Annotated in this window: 23 protein-coding genes; 13 read left to right on the top strand and 10 right to left on the bottom strand. The window is 55.8% G+C overall.

Annotation, left to right across the window (positions count from 1 at the left end; translation table 11 throughout):
• Positions 1-39: 39 nt before the first annotated feature.
• The 4 genes from FKCLFG_RS08060 to FKCLFG_RS08045 are packed head-to-tail and all read right to left on the bottom strand — an operon-like array spanning position 40 to position 2,862.
• The gene (locus tag FKCLFG_RS08060; RefSeq protein WP_472615691.1) at positions 40-309 is read right to left on the bottom strand and encodes a BolA family protein; all 270 of its coding nucleotides are present in this window, start codon (positions 307-309) and stop codon (positions 40-42) included.
• On the bottom strand, positions 306-926 hold the full coding sequence (locus FKCLFG_RS08055) for a septation protein A (protein ID WP_472615690.1): 621 nt from the start codon (positions 924-926) through the stop codon (positions 306-308). The genes FKCLFG_RS08060 and FKCLFG_RS08055 overlap by 4 nt, the downstream gene beginning before the upstream one ends.
• Before the next feature lie 20 nt (positions 927-946).
• Positions 947-1,348 carry a peptide-methionine (R)-S-oxide reductase MsrB gene (gene msrB / locus FKCLFG_RS08050; protein WP_472615689.1) on the bottom strand — a complete coding sequence of 134 codons (402 nt, stop codon included), beginning with the start codon at positions 1,346-1,348 and terminating at the stop codon, positions 947-949.
• Positions 1,349-1,356: 8 nt separating this feature from the next.
• Complete coding sequence (locus FKCLFG_RS08045) at positions 1,357-2,862, bottom strand: protein adenylyltransferase SelO (RefSeq protein WP_472615688.1); 1,506 nt, start codon at positions 2,860-2,862, stop codon at positions 1,357-1,359.
• Between the two features lie 342 nt (positions 2,863-3,204).
• Here FKCLFG_RS08045 and FKCLFG_RS08040 point away from each other — a divergent pair, with 342 nt between their 5' ends.
• From FKCLFG_RS08040 to FKCLFG_RS08015, 6 genes are all read left to right on the top strand, one after another.
• Positions 3,205-4,857 (top strand): 3-(methylthio)propionyl-CoA ligase, encoded by a 1,653-nt coding sequence (locus FKCLFG_RS08040; protein ID WP_472615687.1) that lies wholly within the window; start codon positions 3,205-3,207, stop codon positions 4,855-4,857.
• Positions 4,858-5,113: 256 nt separating this feature from the next.
• Positions 5,114-6,061, top strand: coding sequence for a branched-chain amino acid ABC transporter permease (locus FKCLFG_RS08035; RefSeq protein ID WP_472615686.1), 948 nt, complete (start codon positions 5,114-5,116; stop codon positions 6,059-6,061).
• A gap of 4 nt (positions 6,062-6,065) precedes the next feature.
• Positions 6,066-7,346 (top strand): branched-chain amino acid ABC transporter permease, encoded by a 1,281-nt coding sequence (locus tag FKCLFG_RS08030; protein WP_472615685.1) that lies wholly within the window; start codon positions 6,066-6,068, stop codon positions 7,344-7,346.
• Positions 7,346-8,113 carry an ABC transporter ATP-binding protein gene (locus FKCLFG_RS08025; RefSeq protein WP_472615684.1) on the top strand — a complete coding sequence of 256 codons (768 nt, stop codon included), beginning with the start codon at positions 7,346-7,348 and terminating at the stop codon, positions 8,111-8,113. Before FKCLFG_RS08030 ends, FKCLFG_RS08025 begins: the two co-directional genes overlap by 1 nt.
• Positions 8,110-8,811: an ABC transporter ATP-binding protein gene (locus tag FKCLFG_RS08020; protein ID WP_472615683.1), complete on the top strand. Its 702-nt coding sequence runs from the start codon at positions 8,110-8,112 to the stop codon at positions 8,809-8,811. Before FKCLFG_RS08025 ends, FKCLFG_RS08020 begins: the two co-directional genes overlap by 4 nt.
• A 181-nt stretch (positions 8,812-8,992) precedes the next feature.
• A complete protein-coding gene (locus FKCLFG_RS08015) occupies positions 8,993-11,074 on the top strand; it encodes a 3-hydroxyacyl-CoA dehydrogenase NAD-binding domain-containing protein (RefSeq protein ID WP_472615682.1) in 2,082 nt (693 codons plus the stop codon).
• Between the two features lie 201 nt (positions 11,075-11,275).
• Here the strand turns inward: FKCLFG_RS08015 and FKCLFG_RS08010 are convergent, their stop codons facing one another.
• The 3 genes from FKCLFG_RS08010 to FKCLFG_RS08000 form a co-directional block, all read right to left on the bottom strand.
• On the bottom strand, positions 11,276-11,929 hold the full coding sequence (locus FKCLFG_RS08010; protein ID WP_472615681.1) for a DUF1345 domain-containing protein: 654 nt from the start codon (positions 11,927-11,929) through the stop codon (positions 11,276-11,278).
• Between the two features lie 21 nt (positions 11,930-11,950).
• A complete protein-coding gene (locus FKCLFG_RS08005) occupies positions 11,951-13,171 on the bottom strand; it encodes a 6-phosphofructokinase (protein ID WP_472615680.1) in 1,221 nt (406 codons plus the stop codon).
• 95 nt (positions 13,172-13,266) lie between these two features.
• Positions 13,267-14,928, bottom strand: a complete 1,662-nt coding sequence (locus FKCLFG_RS08000) for an MFS transporter (protein WP_472615679.1) — start codon at positions 14,926-14,928, stop codon at positions 13,267-13,269.
• Positions 14,929-15,221: 293 nt separating this feature from the next.
• On the opposite strand from FKCLFG_RS08000, the gene FKCLFG_RS07995 reads away from it, so the two are divergent.
• From FKCLFG_RS07995 to FKCLFG_RS07965, 7 genes are all read left to right on the top strand, one after another.
• A complete protein-coding gene (locus tag FKCLFG_RS07995) occupies positions 15,222-16,400 on the top strand; it encodes an acetyl-CoA C-acyltransferase (RefSeq protein WP_472615678.1) in 1,179 nt (392 codons plus the stop codon).
• Between the two features lie 111 nt (positions 16,401-16,511).
• The gene (locus FKCLFG_RS07990) at positions 16,512-16,814 is read left to right on the top strand and encodes a Dabb family protein (RefSeq protein ID WP_472615677.1); all 303 of its coding nucleotides are present in this window, start codon (positions 16,512-16,514) and stop codon (positions 16,812-16,814) included.
• A gap of 203 nt (positions 16,815-17,017) precedes the next feature.
• Positions 17,018-17,800: an SDR family oxidoreductase gene (locus tag FKCLFG_RS07985; RefSeq protein WP_472615676.1), complete on the top strand. Its 783-nt coding sequence runs from the start codon at positions 17,018-17,020 to the stop codon at positions 17,798-17,800.
• A complete protein-coding gene (locus tag FKCLFG_RS07980; protein ID WP_472615675.1) occupies positions 17,800-18,255 on the top strand; it encodes a PaaI family thioesterase in 456 nt (151 codons plus the stop codon). Before FKCLFG_RS07985 ends, FKCLFG_RS07980 begins: the two co-directional genes overlap by 1 nt.
• Before the next feature lie 67 nt (positions 18,256-18,322).
• Positions 18,323-19,261 carry a glutathione S-transferase family protein gene (locus FKCLFG_RS07975; protein ID WP_472615674.1) on the top strand — a complete coding sequence of 313 codons (939 nt, stop codon included), beginning with the start codon at positions 18,323-18,325 and terminating at the stop codon, positions 19,259-19,261.
• Between the two features lie 27 nt (positions 19,262-19,288).
• Positions 19,289-20,194, top strand: a complete 906-nt coding sequence (locus FKCLFG_RS07970) for an SDR family oxidoreductase (RefSeq protein ID WP_472615673.1) — start codon at positions 19,289-19,291, stop codon at positions 20,192-20,194.
• A gap of 35 nt (positions 20,195-20,229) precedes the next feature.
• Positions 20,230-20,676 (top strand): GNAT family N-acetyltransferase, encoded by a 447-nt coding sequence (locus FKCLFG_RS07965; protein WP_472615672.1) that lies wholly within the window; start codon positions 20,230-20,232, stop codon positions 20,674-20,676.
• A gap of 100 nt (positions 20,677-20,776) precedes the next feature.
• On the opposite strand, the gene FKCLFG_RS07960 is transcribed toward FKCLFG_RS07965, so the two are convergent.
• Genes FKCLFG_RS07960 through FKCLFG_RS07950 form a run of 3 tightly spaced genes read right to left on the bottom strand, consistent with a single transcriptional unit; the run spans position 20,777 to position 22,113 of the window.
• The gene (locus FKCLFG_RS07960; protein WP_472615671.1) at positions 20,777-21,028 is read right to left on the bottom strand and encodes a YjfB family protein; all 252 of its coding nucleotides are present in this window, start codon (positions 21,026-21,028) and stop codon (positions 20,777-20,779) included.
• Positions 20,970-21,815, bottom strand: a complete 846-nt coding sequence (locus tag FKCLFG_RS07955) for an NRDE family protein (RefSeq protein WP_472615670.1) — start codon at positions 21,813-21,815, stop codon at positions 20,970-20,972. The genes FKCLFG_RS07960 and FKCLFG_RS07955 overlap by 59 nt, the downstream gene beginning before the upstream one ends.
• Before the next feature lie 19 nt (positions 21,816-21,834).
• Positions 21,835-22,113: a DUF4936 family protein gene (locus FKCLFG_RS07950; RefSeq protein WP_472615669.1), complete on the bottom strand. Its 279-nt coding sequence runs from the start codon at positions 22,111-22,113 to the stop codon at positions 21,835-21,837.
• Between the last annotated feature and the right edge of the window lie 50 nt (positions 22,114-22,163).

The following is a 22,163-nucleotide window of genomic DNA, read 5'->3' as shown; positions in this document are numbered from 1 at the left end:
AATGGGAAGTAAAGAAAAATACAAAAGAAAATAATTTTATTATATTTCGGACGGTGCCAGGGCTGTAATGGCCAAGGCATGAATGTCGGAATGCATCAAACCTTGCAAGGAATCATACACCAGCCGATGCCGGCTAAGGCGGCTTTGCCCCTCAAAGTGGCGCGACACAATGTATAGCGTGTAGTGTCCACCGCCGGATGCGGCACCCGCATGGCCGGCATGACGCGCCGAATCATCTTCCAGTTGACATGCGGTCGGATCGAAAGTTGCAATCAACTGGTTGCGGATCGCATCAAAACGCGCGCTCATGCCGAATCCTTCATGTATTTGGACAAGAACAAGCTTTGCGCGATGATGAACGCGAACATCAAGCCCATGCCGCCGAAAAGCTTGAAATTGACCCAGATCGCAGTGGGGAAATTAAACGCGACATACAGATTAAGAACGCCCATTGCCAGAAAGAATGCACTCCAGGCCAGATTCAGCCGCTGCCAGATGATGTCGGGGAGCTTTATCTGTTTTTCCATCATGGAGCGAATCAGATTTTTCCGCATGAAAATCTGGCCGCCCAACAACGCTGAGGCAAAACACCAGTACAGCACGGTCGGTTTCCACTTGATGAAATTCTCGTTATGGAAATAGATGGTGGCGCCGCCGAATATGCCGACGATCAGTAACGACACCCACAGCATCGGATCGACTTTTTTGCCGCGCGACAATAAATAGCCGATTTGCGCCACGCTCACGATAATCATGACCACGGTAGCGAGCAGGATCGGCGCCTGGCTGGCAGTAATCGCGCCGCCGGAAATAAGACCGGAAAAATAATGCGATACCAGCGCTTGCGCCGAATCGGCGTGGCCCTCGCCCCATTTGAATACGGCAAAGAAAATGATGACGGGGAGCAGGTCGAATAAAAATTTCATTGGATAATTTTTCTTGATGGCTAGGTTTTTGGCTCGAATCGCAATGATGCTGAATTAATGCAATAGCGTAGTCCGGTCGGCGGCGGCCCGTCCGGGAACACGTGCCCCAGATGGGCATTGCATACATTGCATAAAATTTCGGTACGTATCATGCCATGGCTGCGGTCGACATGCTCGGAAACATTGTCAGGATTGATTGCCTTGAAATAACTCGGCCAGCCGCAACCGGAGTCGAATTTGGCGTCCGACTCGAACAACGGCGTGTTACAGCAGACGCAGGTATAGATACCGGCTTCATGGTGATCCCAGAAGCGGCCGCTGAAAGCGGGTTCGGTCGCCGCGTGTCGGGTGACTTCATAATCGGATGGATCGAGCAGTGCCTGCCATTCGGCCTCGGTTTTGGTGACTTTGGGTGAATTCATCGTGCCTCCTAGGATGAGCAGCTCACTTCCAGCTGACTTGCCCAGTCTGGCGGCAATTCGGCGTAAGCGGCGTGTTCCGGCTGTTCGTCAAACGGTTTTTCGAGGATTGCCAAAAGCTTGGCAACTTCCGAAAAATCCTTATTTTGCGCTTTTTCGATGGCAACCTGCGCCAGGTAATTACGCAGCACGTACTTGGGGTTTATTGCCTGCATTGCAAGCCTGCGCTGGAGGTCGGAACTATTCTCCTGCCGCAGGCGGCCCCGGTATTGATCGGCCCAAGCATCAAAGGCGGCGCGGTCAATGAACAGGTCGCGCAACCGCGTATCTTTACCTGCATTATCCAATTCCAGATCGCACAAAAGACGGAAAAACAAAGTGAAATCGACCTGATTGGCCTGCATCAAACCAAACATCGCGTCGAACAGAAGTTGATCCGATTTTTGCACGCTGATCAAGCCGAGTTTGGCGTGCAGCAGGCGATCGAGTTTAGCGGCGTAATGCGCCTGAAACGGTTCCAGCGCGGCCCGCGTCGCATCGACACTGCCGATCAGCGGCAGCAGCGCTTGCCCCAGCGCGTAGCAATTCCACTCTGCCATTTGCGGCTGCATCCGATACGAATAGCGGCCCTGGCGGTCGGTGTGGTTACAGATATGTTGCGGGTCGAACGCTTCCATGAAGCCGAACGGGCCGTAATCGAGCGTCAGGCCGAGTATCGACATATTGTCGGTATTCATGACGCCATGCATGAAGCCGACGCTTTGCCAGCCGGCCATCAGGTGCGCGGTGCGCTGGGTTACTTCCTGCAGCAAGGCCTGGTACGGATTGTCGGCTGCATGTAATTCCGGGTAGAAACGGTCGATGACGTAATCGGCGAGCGTTCTCAGCTCTTCCATCTTGTCGTTGTAAAACCAGTGCTCGAAGGAACCGAAACGCACAAAAGTGGGCGCCATGCGCGTGACGACCGCGGCAGTTTCGGGCGTCTCGCGCATCACATATTGATCCGAGCCGGTCACGCAGAGCGCGCGCGAGGTGGGAATGCCCAGCCCGTGCATCGCTTCCGAGCATAGGAATTCGCGGATCGAGGAACGCAACACCGCCCGCCCGTCACCCATGCGGGAGTAGGGCGTAAGGCCTGCGCCCTTGAGCTGCAATTCCTGCCAGGCGTTCCCGGAGTTGCTGCAATCCGGCACTTCGCCCAGCAGAATCGCGCGGCCGTCGCCGAGTTGCCCGGCCCAGACTCCAAACTGGTGACCGGAATACACTGCCGCCACCGGCACCGCGCTGGTTGGCGTGCGGTTGCCGGTAAAGGTTTCAATGAACTCCCGGCTGGTAAATTCGGCCGGTGCAAGCCCGATCAACCGTGCAGCAGAAGCGCTGGCGCCGACCAGATAAGGCGCGGGCAGCGGCGTTGGCATCAGCTTGGTAAAGAATGCCGGCGGCAGTCTCGCGAATGAATTGCTAAGTGGCAAGGTGCCTGTTAAATGACCGCTCTGGGGTGAAATGGGGGCGCTCATGTCGATTAATCCTGTCTGTGTCAAATGTTTGTCTGTGTTTTCCGGCAGTATCACACTATCCGGAAAGTCGTGCATTTTGACGGCGATTCGTATCTCCGGCATTCAAGTATTATTTGATAATTTTATATACTACATAATGTATTTTTAATGCATGCTTAAATATATGCAGATAATGCACAATTAAATACCATACTCCATGTTAAATTTATTATTGACAGGGAGGGCGATGGGGTTTTCATGCTGCCCTGCACAACAGAAAGTAATTGACACTTTTAGCACGCTCGTTCGAAAATCAATCAAATAATCAATCGCAAACCAGCTTGCTCTAACTCAGGAGAGTTCATGTCGCAGTATTCAAAAAGCCCGCTGATGGGGCAAATGATGAGTCAGCCTTTGTTGATCTCCAATATCATCCGTCACGCCGATCGTTATTACGGTAAAAGCGAGATCGTATCAAGGCGGGTTGAGGGCGATTTGCATCGATACACTTATACCGATTGCCACAAGCGAGCGCGTCAACTGGCCAAGGCGCTGGCCAATTTGGGCGTCAAAATGGGCGACCGGGTGGCCACCATCGCCTGGAACGGGTATCGCCATCTGGAAGCCTATTACGCTGTTTCGGGCTCCGGTGCGGTGCTGCATACGATTAATCCGCGCCTGTTCCCGGAGCAGATCGCTTACATGGTCAACCATGCAGAAGACCAGTATCTGCTGTTTGACATGAATTTCCTGCCGATCATCGAAGCGATTGCGGCGCAATGCGGCACGGTCAAGGGTTTCGTGATGCTGTGCGGCCGCGAACACATGCCCGCAACAAGCAAGGTCGACAATCTGTTGTGCTACGAGGAATTGATCGCCGCCAGCTCCGACGATTATGAATGGCCGCTATTCGACGAGAATTCCGCGTCCAGCCTGTGCTATACCTCCGGCACCACCGGCCATCCGAAGGGGGCGCTGTATTCGCATCGCTCCACGTTACTGCATTCCTATGCGTCGGCGATGCCGGATGGCTTGAATGTTTCTGCGCGCGATACGGTATTGCCCGTGGTGCCGATGTTCCACGTCAATGCCTGGGGCTTGCCGTATTCGGTGCCGCTGGTCGGCGCGAAAATGGTGTTTCCCGGCCCTGCGATGGACGGCAAATCGCTGTATGAATTGTTTGAGCAGGAGCAGGTGACGTTCTCTGCCGGCGTGCCGACTATCTGGCTCGGTTTGCTGACCTATGTGGCGCAAAACAATCTGACATTCTCCAGCTTCAAGCGTACCGTGATCGGCGGCTCCGCCTGTCCGCCGTCCATGATGAAAACCTTGCGCCATCAATATGGGGTCGAGGTGGTGCATGCCTGGGGCATGACCGAAATGTCGCCGCTCGGCACCGCCTGCACGCTGTCGGTGCGGCAGGCCGCCTTGCCGGAAGACGCAAAAGAGGCAATTCTGGAAAAACAGGGCCATGTGATCTATGGCGTGGACATGAAAATTGTCGGTGACGATGACCGTGAGTTGCCGTGGGATGGCAAAACCTACGGCAATCTGCTGGTCAAGGGGCCGTGGGTCATCAGCAGTTATTTCAGGGGCGAAGGCGGCGATGTGCTGGAAGACGGCTGGTTCCCGACCGGCGACGTGGCCACCATCGATGCCGATGGTTACATGCAGATTACCGACCGCAGCAAGGATGTGATCAAGTCCGGCGGCGAATGGATTAGCACTATCGAGCTGGAAAACATCGCAATGGCGCATCCCGCAGTCCAGCAAGCGGCATGCATCGGCGTAGTGCATCCAAAATGGGACGAGCGCCCGTTATTGGTGGTGGTGAAAAAGCCGGGTGCCGAAGTGAGCAAGGAAGAATTGATCCAGTTTTATGAAGGCAAGATCGCCAAATGGTGGACTCCGGATGATATCGCCTTCGTGGAAGCGTTGCCGATCGGCGCCACCGGAAAAATTCTGAAAAACAAGATGCGGGAACAGTTTAAAGATCATAAATTGCCGACAGCGTAATTTCACTTACAGATGCAGATGTAGATTCAAATAAAATTGAAAAAGTATGGGTATATTTTATATCTGCAATAAAAATATGCGGAAAACGCCATGAAAATTGGCATACTCCAGATTAAAACTGAATCGAGCTGAATACTCACGAATTGATATAGCAAAGTAGCGCAGTTTGCATCTGCGCCACTTTTTTCGTGCCTTAGGTAGACAATCCGGTGCACTTGAAAAAGTCTGAATAACCCAAAAACCAAGGGCGCATCGCGTGGAGTTCCTCTTAATTACATTATTGAATGGCTTGAGCTATGGGCTTTTGCTGTTCATGCTTTCATCCGGTTTGACCCTTATTCTGAGCATGATGGGCATACTCAATTTTGCCCATGCCAGTTTCTACATGGTTGGCGCGTATTTCGCCTATAGCATCAGTACCCAACTAGGGTTTTGGCCGGCTTTGTTTATTGCACCTTTGCTGGTTGGCGTACTGGGGGCCGGTGTCGAGCGCTATGGTCTGCGTAAAGTGCATAAATATGGACACATCCCTGAACTGTTATTCACCTTCGGCTTGTCTTACATAATTGTCGAATTGGTGCAATTGATCTGGGGCCGCGCGGCAGTGCCGTACCCAATTCCCCCCGAGCTGGATGGCCCCTTGTTTACGCTGTATACAACTACCTTTCCCATTTATCGCGGCTTCATCATGCTGATTGCCTTGCTGATGTTGTTGTCGATGTATCTGATGCTCACGCGCACCCGCATCGGCCTGGTAATCCAGGCTGCGCTGACCCATCCGGATGCCGTCGAAGCGCTGGGGCACAACGTGCCGCGCGTATTCATGCTGGTGTTTGGCGGCGGCTGTGCATTGGCCGGGCTGGCTGGCGTGGTCGGCGGCAATGCCTTTGTCACCGAGCCGAATATGGCGCATGCGGTGGGCAGCATCATTTTTGTCGTAGTAGTTGTCGGCGGCATGGGATCGGTGGTGGGCGCACTGCTGGCGTCGCTATTGATCGGTATTCTGCAGACCTTTGCGGTGGCGCTGGATTATTCAATCATCAGCGTGCTGAGTGCGTTTGGCGCTCAAATCAACGCACAAACCTTTGGCTACCCGGTGCTGCGGCTGACGATTGCGCAAGTCGCGCCGATCCTGCCGTACCTGTTTCTGGTGCTGATTCTGATCTTCAGGCCGAAGGGCTTGATGGGCACGCGGGAGGGATGATGCCATGACTACCAATGTAAAATTTACCCCGTTGAACTTGGGTCGCTGGATCATCTGGAGTGTGTTTGCGCTGATTTTGGTCATCGCACCGGTCATTTTCCATCAAGGCGCTGCGCTATCGGTGCTGACCCAGATGGGCACTATCATGATTTTCGGCCTGTCCTACAACATGCTGCTGGGGCAGGGCGGCATGTTGTCGTTCGGTCACGCGGTGTACTCCGGACTGGGCGCATTCTGTGCCATTCACGCCATCAATCTGGCTACGGTTGGCACGGTGCCGATTCCGATAACCCTGATTCCGCTGGTGGGCGGTTTTGCCGGCATGTTGTTCGGCGTGCTGTTCGGCTATGTCACCACAAAAAAATCGGGCACCACTTTCGCCATGATTACCCTGGGCATTGTCGAACTGGTGTTTGCCTGTTCGCTGATGTTCCCGGAATTTTTCGGCGGTGAAGGCGGCGTTTCGGCCAATCGGGTGGTCGGGCAGGCTTTCCTTGGCATTACTTATGGCCCACAGATTCAGGTCTATTACCTGATTGCATTCTGGCTGTTCGTCAGCACCATCGGCATGTACGCATTTACCCAGACCCCACTCGGCCGGATCATCAATGCGGTGCGCGACAATCCGGAGCGGGTTGAATTCATTGGCTACAACCCGCATTGGGTGCGCTACCTGACCCTGATTCTGTCGGCCTTTTTTGCCGGCATAGCGGGCGGCTTGTCGGCCATCAGCTTTGAAATCGTCAGCGCCGAGAACGTCAGTGCGCTGCGCTCCGGGGCCATCCTGTTATTCACTTTTATCGGCGGCATCGGCTTCTTTTTCGGCCCGATGCTGGGCGCCGTCATCGGCGTGTTCCTGACCGTCTTGCTGTCGGATTTTACTAAGGCCTGGCAGTTGTACTTGGGGGTATTTTTCATCATCATCGTGATTTATGCGCCGGGCGGCATCGCCAGCTTGCTGATGTTGAATTTACGGCTGATGAAATACCGCAAGTTTGGCCGCGTCTGGCCGCATCTGGCCGCAGTGTGCGCGGCCTCGCTGGTGGCCTTCTGCGGCGCTGTGATCGCCATCGAAATGCTGTATCACCTGAGTCTCGAATTGGTCAACGGCAGCGAGATGCAATTGTTCGGTTTTACTGTGGATACCATGGCAGCCCCCGGCTGGACGGTGGCTGCCATCTTGTTCGTGCTGGGTTGCCTGGGGATAAATCGCACCCGGCCGGCATTTCAGCAAGTCTGGGATGAAGTAAATGCGGAAATTCAATTGATTGCGAGTGCAGCATAATGTGTAATTTTTCTCTGGAACTGAAGGATGTGCGCAAGAGTTTTGGTAAATCCGAAATCATTCGCGGCACCCATTTGCAGATACCGAAAGGCGCGCGTTTTGCGGTGATTGGCCCCAATGGTGCGGGCAAATCGACATTATTCAATCTGATTTCGGGGCGTTTCCCGCTGAGTTCCGGCGATATCTTGCTCAATGGCAGCAGCATTGCGGGGCTCAAGCCATTTCAGATCAATCGGCTGGGCTTGTCGCGCAGTTTTCAGATTACGAATATTTTCCATCGCCTGACGGTATTCGAAAACCTGCGCTGCGCAGTGCTCTGGTCGCTCGGTTACAAATACTCGTTCTGGCACCGCTTGAATGGCTTGAAAGATGCAAAGGAGTGCGCCGAAAAGGTAATGGTCGATATCGGCCTGGCCCGACGGCGTGACGTGATGGCTGGCTTATTGACCTACGCCGAACAGCGCGCGCTGGAAATCGGCATCACCATTGCCGGTGGCGCCGATGTCATCCTGCTCGATGAACCCACTGCCGGCATGAGCCGCTCCGAGTCCGATGCGGCGGTGGAACTGATCCGCAAGGTAACGGCCGGCAAAACCTTGTTGATGGTCGAGCACGACATGAGCGTGGTGTTTGGCCTGGCGGACAAAATTGCGGTGCTGGTGTATGGCGAAATCATCGCTTGCGATACTCCGGCCAATATTCGCGGCAATAGCCAGGTGCAAGAAGCGTATCTGGGCAATCATGCACCAGAGGGGGCTACGGCATGAAGCCACTTCTCGAAATCAAGGGCTTGCACGCCTTTTACGGCAAGAGCCACGTCCTGAACGGGGTTGACCTGACGGTTGCCAAAGGCGAGATCGTCAGCCTGTTGGGCCGCAACGGCGTCGGGCGCTCCACCACAGTCAAGGCTGTGATGGGGCAGGTCGAAGCTGTCGGCTCGATTCTGTTCAAGGGGGAGGAATTGATTGGCTTGAAGGCTTTTCAGATCGCCCACAAAGGACTCGGCTATGTGCCGGAAAATCGCGACATCTTCCCCACCCTGACGGTGGAGCAAAATCTGCTGCTGGGCCAGAAAAAAGGTAAAAAGTCGCGCTGGTCGTTTGACGACATGTACCAAATGTTTCCCAGGCTTAAAGAGCGCCGGCAGGTGGCCGCCGGCGTGCTGTCGGGCGGCGAGCAGCAGATGCTGACGCTGTGCCGCACCTTGATGGGCGATCCTGATCTGATCATGATCGATGAGCCGACCGAAGGTCTGGCGCCAAAAATTATCGATCTGGTGGCCGAATATCTGAAAGCACTGCAAGAGCGGGGCATCTCGATACTATTGGTCGAACAAAAACTGGCGATTGCGCTGGAAATCTCGCAGCGCGTGTATGTCATGGGACACGGCAGCATCGTATTTGAGGGCACGCCGCAGCAATTGCGCGTTGACGCCGCAATTCGCAAGGAATGGCTGGAAGTTTGACCGGCAACGCAAGACGGAATTTGCCGATGCATTTTTGCATCGGTTTTTTTAAACTTAAAATAATACGATCGTTCTTTTTACGGTATAGTTAAACGCTCTGCAGTACGCGAAACACCCGTTTTCAACAGCCGCATTTCAACCATTCAACAATGTGAGACAACCTCACCCTAAAGGAGCAGTTATGACTGCCGAATATCAAGTCAATGGCGCGGTCGCCGTCATCACTCTGAACAATCCGCCGGTAAATGGTCTGGGATTATCGACCCGTAGCGCGCTGGTCGACGGGATGAAAAAAGCGCTGGCAGACGATGCCGTCAAGGCGGTGGTGATTACCGGTGCCGGCAAGGCATTCTCCGGCGGTGCCGACATCAAGGAATTCAATTCGCCCAAAGCGCTGACTGAGCCTTCCTTGCACACCGTTATCAATATGGTCGAAAATTCCACCAAGCCGATGGTAGCGGCAATACATTCGGTCTGCATGGGCGGCGGGCTGGAGCTGTCGTTGGCTTGCCACTATCGGGTAGCGGTGCCCGGCGCTCAAATCGCCCTGCCTGAAGTCAAGCTTGGGTTGTTGCCCGGTGCCGGCGGCACCCAGCGGCTGCCGCGCGCGGTCGGGGTTGAAATGGCTTTGAACATGATCGTGTCCGGCACGCCGGTTGCGTCTGAAAAGCTGGCACAAACTGGCTTGTTCAATCAAATCATCGAAGGCGATTTGATGCAGGGTGCACTCGCCTTTGCCGCCAGCGTGGCTGACGTGCGTCCGCTGCCGAAGGTGCGCGACATCAACGTCGACTACCCGAACCATGAAGCGTTTTTCCAGTTCTCGCGCAATACGGTCAAGGCGATGGCGGGTCCGTTTCCGGCCCCGTTGAAATGCGTGGATGCGGTGGCAGCAGCGGTAACCATGAAGTTCGAAGATGGCCTCAAGTTCGAGCGCGACCTGTTCATGGCACTGATACAAACCACGGAATCCAAAGCGTTGCGTCATGCATTCTTCAGCGAACGAGCGGCCAGCAAGATTGCCGACGTACCTGCCGACACGCCAGTGCGCGCGATCCATTCGGTCGCCGTGATCGGCGCCGGCACCATGGGCGGCGGCATTGCGATGAATTTCGCCAATGCCGGCATTCCCGTGACCATTCTCGAAATGCAGCAGGAAGCGCTGGACAAGGGATTAGCTACGATTCGCAAGAATTACGAAAATACGATGAAGAAGGGCAAACTTTCACCCGAGAAATGCGCACAGCGCATCGATCTGATCAAGGGCACGCTATCGTATGAAGAAATCGGTCAGGCCGATATCGTGATCGAGGCAGTGTACGAAGACATGGGCGTGAAAGAAACCGTGTTCAAAAAGCTCGATGCAGTAATGAAACAGGGCGCCATTCTGGCCACCAATACTTCAACGCTAGACATAAACCGCATCGCCAGCTATACACAGCGACCGCAAGACGTGATCGGCACCCACTTTTTCAGCCCGGCCAATGTGATGAAGTTGCTGGAAATCGTGCGCGGCGCGAAAACCGGCAAGGATGTGCTGGCCACCGTCATGGTACTGGCGAAAAAAATCAAGAAAACTGGCGTCGTTTCCGGAGTCTGCGACGGCTTCATCGGCAACCGCATGATCGAGCAATACAGCCGCCAGGCCGGCTTTTTGCTGGAAGAAGGCTGCCTGCCGGAGCAGGTCGACAAAGCTGTCGAGAAATTCGGCTTCGCGATGGGACCGTTTCGCATGGGCGATTTGGCCGGCAACGATATCGGCTGGTATATCCGCAAGCGCCGGTATATCGACAAACCGGACATCAGTTACTCCAAAACCGCCGATCTGCTGTGCGAAATGGGACGTTTCGGCCAAAAAACACAGGCTGGCTGGTATGACTACAAGGCCGGCGACCGTAAGGCGTACCCAGCACAAGTGGTCAACGACATGATCGTTAATCACTCGGCCGATCTGGGTATCGAACGGCGCAAGATCAGCGATCAGGAAATCGTCGAGCGCCTGGTGTTCTCGATGCTCAATGAAGCCGCGACTATCCTGGACGAAGGAATTGCCCAACGCGCCTCCGACATCGACATCGTGTACCTGACCGGTTACGGCTTCCCGCTATTCCGTGGCGGCCCGATGTTCTATGCCGATACCGTCGGTCTACCGAATGTGGTGATGGCGATGGAAAAATACGCACGCGGCCGCAATGGTGACGCGTGGAAAGTAGCACCGTTGTTGCAAAAGCTGGCCGATGAAGGAAAAACCTTTAACGGATAAGCTGATGTGCTGGATGTGTTTGACAAAAAACGGCCATCGAGTGATGGCCGTTTTTTTTCCCCGAACTGATAGCTGGCATAATCGGTAGCATGAAAATACATGCTGATGTATTTTTAGTAGATCAAATAATTAATGCGGGAATGGCATCGTTTTTATGCATACTCCGCTTCATTCGAAAGAAGCATGCTGTACGCGAAATACTCAGGCCGCCAGCAAGCCCGCCGCAATATTGACCGAAAACCCCAGAATTGCCGCGTTAAACAGATAACTGAGCAGGGATTGCGCCAGCACCGCCTTGCGCATTGGGCGACTCAAAATGCTTACATCCGAGGTTTGCGCCGTCACTGCGATGGTGAATGCGAAATACAGGAAATCCCAGTAATCCGGATTTTTTTCTTGCTCTGGAAACCCGAGCGGCCGCTTGCTGGCCGGAGCCCGATAAAACATGCGGGCGTAATGAATGGTAAACATGGTGCCGACCATGCACCATGAACCTAGCACGGTAGCGCCGGTAAACGCATAGTGCAGAACGCGCTGGCCAGTGGACAATTCTTGCGCGGCTGCCAGTTCCAGGATGATTGCAGCCAGACTGGCAATGGCGCTGAGGGACATGATAGCCAGCACGGCAACCGCGCTCTCATCCTCCTGCTCGGCAATTTTTCGCACCCTGGCGTGATCGGCGCGCAGCATCAACCATCCCATCAGGCACAGATACGACCACACTGCAATATCCCAGCCAACCAATATACGGGTGATCCAGAGCCAGGATTCGGGCAGTGCAAATATGGCAGCACACCCGGTCAGCAGTGCAAAAGTCAGGCGTAGGTGGTGGTGCGAGCGGAAAAACTGAACCATGGCGGTGAATACCGTCGAATATCAACCAGCGGCAGCAATAATCTTCGCCACCGGATTGGCCCGCAGCCGGGATGCTTCCGGCATGTCGGCGCCCAATAAAGGACGGAGATATTGGCGGAAGGCTTCGGTGACGTCAGTGTCGGATGCGGCGATGAATGCATCTTCCATTACGCGCGTTTTTCCCGCCACTTCCTGCAATTGCAGCAACGTATAATCGACCGCATAATTGCCGCTGCGCCGGATCGCCACCGAGCCGTCGCGGCCGCCCCGCATCGCAAACTGCACCGCTTTTTCGCCGACCTCGCGCGCTTCGCGCTGATCCACATCCGACACGCAACCGATGAACGAGCGCTGCAGGTAGCCGAAGGTGTCGCCTCGCACGCGCTTGATCTTGAGCTTGTTCTTGATTTCCTCACACAACAGATCGGCCAGCGCGCCGGTGCCCGAGAGTTGCAGATTGCCGTGCGCATCGTGCTCTGAATTTTTAGCGAGCAGGCTGATAATGGGCGTACCTGAAGCGTCGTGAATGCCCTCGGAAACCGCAATTACACAGCGCCCGATACGATCATGCACTGCCTTCACGTCGGCCAGAAATTGCTCCAGCACAAAGGTGCGCTCGGGCAGATAAATCAGGTGCGGCCCGTCGTCGGGGAATTTCCTGCCCAGCGCCGCTGCCGCCGTCAGAAAGCCCGCATGGCGGCCCATCACGACGCCGACATACACGCCGGGCAAAGATGCGTTATCCAGGTTGGCGCCGGTAAACGCTTGCGCCACAAAGCGTGCCGCCGATGGAAATCCGGGCGTGTGGTCGCTGCCGACCAGGTCGTTGTCTATCGTCTTTGGAATGTGAATGCAGCGCAGCGGATAACCGGCTTTCTGCGCTTGCTGGCTGACAATATGCACGGTGTCGCTTGAATCGTTGCCGCCGATGTAGAAAAAGTGTTCGATCTGGTGCGCCTTCAGCACCTTGAAGATTTCCTGACAATACTTGACGTCCGGTTTGTCGCGGGTGGAGCCGAGCGCTGAAGAAGGCGTATTGGCCACCAGTTCCAGGTTTTGGCTGGTTTCCTGCGTCAGGTCGAGAAAGTCTTCCTCCAAGATGCCGCGCACGCCATGACGGGCGCCATAGACCAGTTCAACATTGCGAAAACGCCGCGCTTCCAGCGTCACGCCCACCAGCGACTGGTTGATTACTGCAGTCGGGCCGCCGCCTTGGGCGACAAGAATTTTTCCGGATGCCATATCTTCTCTTTCTGTTCATCGTGGAAGCCGCAATCGATCTGAACGCGGCCATGCAAGTGGCGTCGATTGTACCGGTGTGGCGTATCCAAATAACATCAATCTCTGGCGTAAATGTCTTTGCCGCTGGTTTCCTTGATGTACAGCATGCCGATAACGAATGTCATCAGGGCGATGATCACCGGATACCACAAGCCGTAGTAAATGTCGCCTTTGAAGGCCACCAGCGCGAAAGTGGTGGTGGGCAAAAAGCCGCCAAACCAGCCGTTGCCGATGTGGTACGGCAGCGACATCGAGGTGTAGCGGATGCGGGTCGGGAACAATTCCACCAGCAGCGCCGCAATCGGGCCGTACACCATGGTCACAAACAGCATCAGCATGAACAGCAAAAACAGCAGCATGCCGCGGTTGAGCTGTTCCGGATCGGCCTTGCTTGGGTAACCGGCAGCTTTCAGGGCGACCGCCATCTGTTTGGTGAAAGCTTCGGTTTGCGCGTCGGCATCTGCCGCGCTCAGGCCGGAGGCGTCAAATCCTTGCAGGACCTGCTCGCCGATCTGGATCGTGGCGACCGATCCGGCAGGACCGTCGACGTTTGCATAATTGACGGAAGCCTTGGTCAGCGCGGTGCGCGCGATGTCGCAGGAAGAATCGAATTTCTTTACGCCCGTGGGATTGAATAGAAAATGACACTCGGCTGGATCGGCTTTGACGATTACGGGTGCGCTGATCTGCGCCGCTTCCAGCGCCGGATTAGCGTAATGCGTGATGGCCTTGAAGATCGGGAAATACGTCAATGCAGCCAGCAAGCAGCCGGCCATGATGATCGGCTTGCGGCCGATTTTGTCGGAGAGCGCGCCAAAAATGATGAAAAACGGCGTTCCCAGCAACAGCGAGGCTGCAATCAGCAGATTTGCGGTCTGGCTGTTTACCTTCAGGGTCTGGATCAGGAAGAACAGCGCGTAGAACTGGCCGGTGTACCAGACTACAGCCTGGCCTGCGGTCAAGCCGAACAACGCCAGGATGACGATTTTCATGTTTTTCCAGCGCCCGAAAGACTCGGTGAGCGGTGCCGGCGAAGTTCTGCCTTGCGCCTTCATCCGTGCGAAAGCGGGTGACTCACGCAAGGACATGCGGATCCAGACCGACACCGCCAGCAGAAAGATCGATACCAGGAACGGAATGCGCCAGCCCCAATCCTGGAATGCTTCTTCGCCGACTGCACTGCGCATGCCCAGAATAATCAGCAACGACATCAGCAAACCCAGCGTTGCCGTGGTCTGAATCCACGAGGTGAAAATGCCGCGCTTGTGATGCGGCGCATGTTCGGCGACATAAATTGCGGCTCCGCCGTATTCACCGCCCAGAGCCAGGCCTTGCAAAATGCGCATGGTGATCAGCGCAATCGGCGCGGCCATTCCGATCGAGGCGTAACTGGGCAACAGGCCGACGATGAAAGTTGCACTGCCCATGATCAGGATCGTCAGCAGGAAGACATATTTGCGCCCGATCATGTCGCCCAAGCGGCCGAAAATCAGCGCGCCAAATGGGCGCACGATGAAGCCGGCGGCAAATGCCAGCAACGCAAAGATGAAACCGGTGTTTTCATCCACGCCCGAGAAGAACTGCCGGGCAATGATGGTGGCGAGCGAGCCATACAGATAAAAGTCATACCATTCGAAAATGGTGCCCAGCGAGGATGCAAAAATCACCTTCTGTTCTTCTGCTGTGATGACGTGCGCAGGGGGTGTTGCGGGCGCCATTTTTTCTCCTCAAACTATTTTTATCAGGGGCTTGCGCGCTACGCGCTGGTCCAAGCAGTGTTTGAGTTTCAGCTTTGAAGCTTACGTGATTCTTGCGAGGAAATTACCAGCCGGCAGCGCCGCAAAGGGCAAGCCTGATTGGAATTTCAAGCGTCTTTTATATTTACGAACGATCGTACTAAATTATGATATTCTGCGATTTAACAAACCCAATGAACGCATCGGCTTTGTTGCAAACAAGCCCTTTGCAAGACTAGAAAACCAAACATACCACCGACAATTAGGAGACTTTCATGACCGATGCCGTCATCGTATCGACCGCCCGCACTGCTCTGGCCAAATCCTGGAAGGGCGCTTTCAACATGACCCATGGCGCCACGCTGGGCGGTCATGTATTGCATGCCGCGATTGAACGCGCTGGAATCGAGCCCGGTGAAGTGGAAGACGTAATGATGGGTTGCGCCACGCCGGAAGGTGCGACCGGCAGCAATATTGCGCGCCAGATTGCCTTGCGCGCCGGTTGCCCGGTGACCACGGCCGGCATGACGATCAACCGGTTTTGCTCTTCCGGGCTGCAAACCATCGCACTGGCGGCGCAGCGCATCATCGCCGGCGAAGGCGATATCTATGCAGCCGGCGGCGTCGAGTCGATCTCCTGCGTGCAACAGGAAGCCAACTTGCACATGATCCGGGAAGTCTGGCTCCAAGAGCACAAGCCGGCACTGTATTGGCCGATGCTGCAAACCGCGGAAACCGTCGCCAAGCGCTATAACATCGCGCGCCAGCGTCAGGACGAATACGGTGTGCAAAGCCAGTTGCGCGCCGCAGCCGCGCAAGCCGCCGGCAGGTTCATGGATGAAATCGTGCCGATGACCACCATCATGGGCGTGGCCGACAAGGCGAGCGGCATGCTGATGACGCGGGAAGTCACGATCAGCGCCGATGAAGGCATCCGCGCCGACACCACGCTCGAGGCGGTATCGAAAATCCGTTCGGCAATTCCGGGCGGCGTGATTACCGCCGGTAACGCCAGCCAATTCTCCGACGGCGCATCGGTTGCCATCGTGATGAACAGCAAGGTTGCCGAAGCCAAAGGCTTGCAGCCGCTCGGCATCTTCCGCGGTTTTGCGGTAGCCGGTTGCGAACCTGACGAGATGGGCATCGGCCCGGTATTTGCGATTCCCAAACTACTGAAAAAAGCCGGCCTGAAAGTCTCCGACATCGGCCTGTGGGAACTCAACGAAGCGTTTGCGGTGCAAGTGCTGTATTGCGCCGACACGCTCGGGATTCCGATGGATCGCCTGAATGTCGATGGCGGAGCGATTGCGGTGGGCCATCCGTATGGCGTATCCGGCGCACGCCTGACCGGGCATGCGCTGATTGAAGGCAAGCGGCGCGGCGTCAAATACGTGGTTGTGACCATGTGCATCGGCGGCGGCCAGGGCGCTGCCGGCCTGTTTGAAGTGGTTTAAGACTCAGCCCTGACTCGGCCCTGACTCGGCACACTTATTGCGCTTGGACATCCGGCCCGCAAAGATTTAAGGTGCTGGTCTCTTCAAAATCACATAAACAGGATATCAATCATGCTCAAGCACATCGTCATGTGGCAACTTAAAGACCACGCCGAAGGCGCAGACAAGGCCAGCAATGCGGTAAAGATGAAACAGATGATCGAAAGTTGCAATGGCATCGTGCCGGGCATCCTGAAGCTTGAAGTCGCGCTGGCGCAGGACGGGCTGGAGGCGACTTACGACGTGGTGCTGTATGCGGAATTCGAGTCGGCAGCAGCGCTGGACGCGTATCAAAATCATCCGACGCACCAAGCCATCAAGCCCTTTATCGGCGCAATACGGCAGGCCCGGCAGTGCATGGATTATGTGCTGTAGGCAGGTTGCCAACAGGCTGTAAATAGTCGCAGCATAAGCTATACGTCGTGGTGTATTTTTAATATCCGCTTATATTAATGCGGAAAATGCATTATTTTTGTGCATACTCCCGTTATATTACAGTTGTGCGGGTGCAACCCGCGCTTTTCATATAATCAAACTGAACGGGTTTCACCCGCCCAAACTTACAACCAGGAAAACACATGCGTACAGTTCAGCAACTCTTTGATTTACAAGGTAAAACCGCGCTGGTTACTGGCGGCTCGCGCGGACTCGGGCTGCAGATCGCCGAAGCGCTGGGCGAACTGGGCGCAAAAATCGTGCTGTCGGCGCGCAAGCAGTCAGATCTGGACGATGCGGTCGCGCACCTGAAGCAGCGCGGCATCGAAGCCAGCGCGATTGCCGCCGATCTGTCGCAGGACGCCGCCATCGAGCCGCTGGTAACGGAAACGCTGGCGCGTCTCGGTCATATCGATATCCTGATTAACAATGCCGGCGCTACCTGGGGCGCAGCGGCCGAAGACCATCCGATCGAAGCCTGGGACAAGGTGATGAACCTGAATATCCGCAGCATCTTCCTGGTCTCGCAAGCGGTGGGCAAACGCGCGATGATTCCGCGCCAATACGGTCGCATCATCAACCTGGCCTCGATTGCCGGCCTCTCCGGCAATCCGCCCGGCACCATGGATACCATCGCCTACAACACTTCCAAGGGCGCGGTCATCAATTTCACCCGCACGCTGGCAGGCGAGTGGGGCAAGTACGGCATCACCGTCAACGCCATCGCACCCGGATTCTTCCCCTCCAAGATGACCAAAGGCGTGCTGCAAAACATCGGCATCGACGCGCTGTGCTCTGGCGTGCCGCTGCAGCGCATCGGCGACAACGAAGACTTGAAAGGCATCGCGGCATTGTTTGCGTCCGACGCCGGCAAGCACATCACCGGCCAGATCATGGCGGTCGATGGCGGCGTGAGCGCAGTCTGATGAGCACGGTGCCTACATCGGCCAAAATACCGTTTCCGGTCGAAATCCCGTTCCTCAATGAAATCGGCGTCGAACTGCTCAGTATGGGCGACGGCCAGGCGCAAGTCGCCGTCGATCTGCAAGGACGCCACATGAACAGTTGGGCGGTCGCCCACGGCGGCCTGACGATGACGCTGCTCGATGTGGCGATGTCGCTGGCCGGGCGCTCGATTTTTCCGCAGGCCAAGGGCGCAGTCACGGTCGAGATGAACACCAGCTTCCTGCAACCCGGCGGCAAGCCGGGCAGCCGCCTGATCGCCATCGGCAAAGCATTTCATCGCTCCACTTCGCTGTGTTTTTGCGAAGGGGAAGTCTGGAACGGCGACAAACTGGTGGCCAAGGCCATGGGCACCTTCAAATACCTGCGCCACTTTGATGACGGTAGTACGCCATTGCCCGGGCAAGTGGGCGACTAATAATCAACCAAATTAACCAACCTCGCTGCGACTGCTGTGCCTTTCGCAGCCAGCAACTGGAAAAACCATGCCGGATCTTATTTTTCATCATTACCCGAATTCCCCGTTTTCCGAGAAAGTGCGGCTGATCTTCGGCTTTAAACAACTGGCATGGCAATCGGTGAATATCCCGGTGATCATGCCGAAACCGGATTTGACCGCGCTGACCGGCGGTTATCGCAAAACGCCGGTGCTGCAAATCGGCGCCGACATCTATTGCGATACAGCACTGATTGCCGAGGTGCTGGAGCGCATCGCGCCGACGCCATCGCTGTATCCGAGCGCGGTGGCAGGACTTGCCAGGACGCTGGCGCAGTGGGCCGATTCGACATTGTTCTGGACTGCCATCGCGTACGCATTCCAGCCGGCTGGCTTGCAGGAAATGTTCGCCAATGTGCCCGAGGAGCACCTCAAGGCGTTTGCCGTCGATCGCTCCTTGTTGCGCGGCAACGCAGCGCGCATCTCGGCGGCCGACGCCACCGGCCAGTTGCGCCAATACCTGGGCCAACTGGAATCGATGCTGGAACAAGGCACGCCTTATCTGCTGGGCAACGCGCCTTGCATCGCGGATTTTTCGGTGTATCACGCAATCTGGACCATCCGGCGCATCAACGCGGTGGCCGGTATTCTGGACGTCGCACCCAAGCTGTTGGCTTGGGCCGACCGCATGGCCGCCATCGGCCATCATCAGTGCGGCAAGTTGCGCGCCGAGGATGCACTGACAATTGCCCGCGACAGTACGCCTGTTGCGATTGATGCCACAGGCGCTGCAACATTCGTCGATACCCACCGCATTGCCCTCGGTACGCAAGTCACTATCGCCGCCACCGATTACGGCGTCGATCCGGTGGCCGGCGAACTGGTCATTTGTAGTGCGGAGGAATTTGCCGTGCGCCGCAGCGATGACCGTGCCGGCACGGTGGTGGTGCATTTTCCGCGCTTAGGTTTTCAGCTCAAAAAAGCGTAATTTTCAAAAAAACAATCAGGAGACAAGATGCAAAACTTCAAGGATAAAGTCGCGGTCATTACTGGCGGTGCAGGCGGTTTCGGCCGCGAGTTCGCCCATATCGGTGCGCAACGCGGCATGAAACTGGTATTGGCCGACGTGCAGCAAGATGCACTCGATCAAGCCAAAGCCGAACTCGAAGCGCAAGGCGCGCAAGTGCTGGCCATGATCTGCGACGTGCGCAAGGCCGAGCAAGTGCAAGCGCTGGCAGACGCCACCATGGCGCGCTTCGGTGCGGTGCATCTATTGTTCAACAATGCCGGCGTGGGCTCCGGCGGCCTGGTGTGGGAGAACTCGGTGGCCGACTGGGAATGGGTGCTGGGCGTGAACCTGTGGGGCGTGATCCATGGCGTACGCATCTTCACCCCGCTGATGCTGGAATGCGCGAAGAAGGAAGCCGGCTATCAAGGTCACATCGTCAATACCGCTTCCATGGCCGGTTTGCTGAATGCGCCGGCAATGGGCGTCTATAACGTTTCCAAACATGCGGTGGTGTCGCTGTCGGAGTCGCTGTACCACGACCTGCAACTGGTTGAAGCGCCGATCGGCGCCTCGGTGCTATGCCCGTATTTTGTGCCGACCGGCATCAGTCAGTCGCACCGCAACCGACCTGACGATGTGAAAATGATGGCAAAGCCGACCGCCAGCCAGATGGCATCGCAAATCATGGTCGATAAAGCAGTCAGTTCCGGCAAGGTCAGTGCGGCCGATGTCGCGCAATGGACTTTCGATGCAATCAGCGACGGCAAGTTTTACATCTACTCGCATCCGGACGCATTGGCCGGGGTCCAGATCCGGATGGAAGAGATCGTCAGCCAGACCAATCCGAGTGATCCGTTTGCCGCCACGCCGCATATCCGCGACATGCTGCGGGCCAAGATGAAAGCGGCGTAAACTGCGGCCTTTGAAAAATTTTCTCCGGGATATTTATGACTATTCGCATCGCACTCGGTGATTGGGCCACCCAAAAGTCCGAAGCACAAGCCATTCGTTATGTGGTTTTTGTACTGGAGCAAAAAGTCCCGCTCGAAATGGAATGGGATGAGATGGACGCGCAGTGCCTGCACGCGGTCGCTTTCATGCCGGATGGCGATGGTGTGGAGCGTGCCGTTGGCACCGGACGCTTGTTGCCGGACGGCCATATTGGCCGCATGGCGGTACTGAATGAAGCGCGCGGCAACGGCGTCGGCGCTGCGCTGCTGCTGGCGCTGATGCAACAGGCACAGCGGCGCGGCGAGCATCAAGTGGAACTCAGCGCCCAGACCCACGCCGAAATTTTTTATGCCCGCCACGGCTTCGTGCGCGAAGGCGAGCAATACCAGGACGCCGGAATACCGCATGTGACCATGCGGCATATCTTCAATGAACGTAGCTGACGTTCTTGTTCGGCCCACGAAATGCACGAAAAAAAACCAAAGGGCTGAAAAATCAGCCCTTTGGTTTTTTGCGCACTATTTGCGTTAATTCACATCAAACTCAAGCGGTTGTATTTACGTTCTGGCCCAGATGCAGCGGCAGATTGCTGGCTGCGACCGGAATTTCCGGCAAGCCGGCGATCAACGCTTCTGCATTGGACGCGCCGATGTCCATGGCTTTCTTGAGTACCGAGATGCCGATTGCGTCATTGGTCTGGGTTGATGCAAGGGATGTTGCCAGGCTGGCAATGCTGCTAACGTCTATGATGATCTCCTTCAGGGTTGTATTCTGAGTAGCGACAGCTGCGTACATTACTTGAATACAATCGTTCAGCTTGGGCGTCCTGCTTTTGGGCGAGAGTGAGGGCGATGCTTGGGCGGGTGCGTTCGATCAGCGCAGCGGGAGCCTTGTTATAGAGCCGCACCAAAGTCGATGCGCGGGTACCGTAATTCGGCGCTTCGATATACGGGGCCGACAGCAGGCGTTCCAGTTCGATATCGATGCCGGTTTTGGGCAAGCGGCAATCGGAGGCGGCGCGGGTGGTGTCGAACAACATGTCGAAATAGGCTTCTTCCGGCGCACGCTGGCACAGCAGGCTGGCAAATTGCGCTTTGGTGCGCACCACTTTCGGCCAGGGCGTGTCGAGCAATGCGTTCGATATGCCGTAAATTCCCGGTGCCAAAATCTGACCGTTGCGCGCGTCTTCCGCGCCGCGATTGGAAAACCAGATCAGCTGTTCGCGGTCGCCGACCAGCAAATTGAAGCCGTTGTATTCCTCGGTAGTGTTCCGGATCGCGTCGATATAACTGCGCGGAGTCATGTCGCCGCGCAGAAAATCGGCCACCAGATTGCCGCGCGACGGCGCATCGGTGCGCTTTTCGGACGGTGCTCGGATATTCGTGATGGCGGCAAAACGGCCCGGCTGGGTAATGCCCATCCAAGTGCCGCCGGCTTGCAGATCGCGTCCCGCGTAAATTTGCGGGTAATCATCCCAGTTCATGGCGGGCGCAGTGGGGCGATCCAGAAATTCATCACGATTGGCAGCCGCAATCAGTGGCACATCGGGCAACACATGCCAGGCGAAGACGATCAAGCACATAAGCTGGTTTCCAATAAAGCTATAAAACGGGGATAAAACGTTCAATATGGCGTTCGCCATCGATCAGCAGCGCGATTTCCGCCGCAGCCAATGCTGCGGCCAACGCTGCATCGAAGCCATCTGGCACCGCCAGATAGACTTCCATCCAGGTCTGGCGACCATCCTGCCGATCAGGGCGGCGCTTGAGAGCGGTGCTGATCTGATATTGCTGCTGCAGTGCAGCCTGCATCGGCAATACCTTGTCGCGCAAGGATTGCGCCTGTGCATCGCCGACTTGATAGTAAATGTAGTAATCCACTTAGGCTTGCCTCAATAAACGAAAATATAAGGGGTATAGCCAAAAACAAG

It is taken from the genome of Gelidimonas denitrificans, from assembly GCF_055694065.1.
Note: the sequence above shows the minus strand (reverse complement) of the source record. Positions and strands in the feature narration are given on the sequence as shown.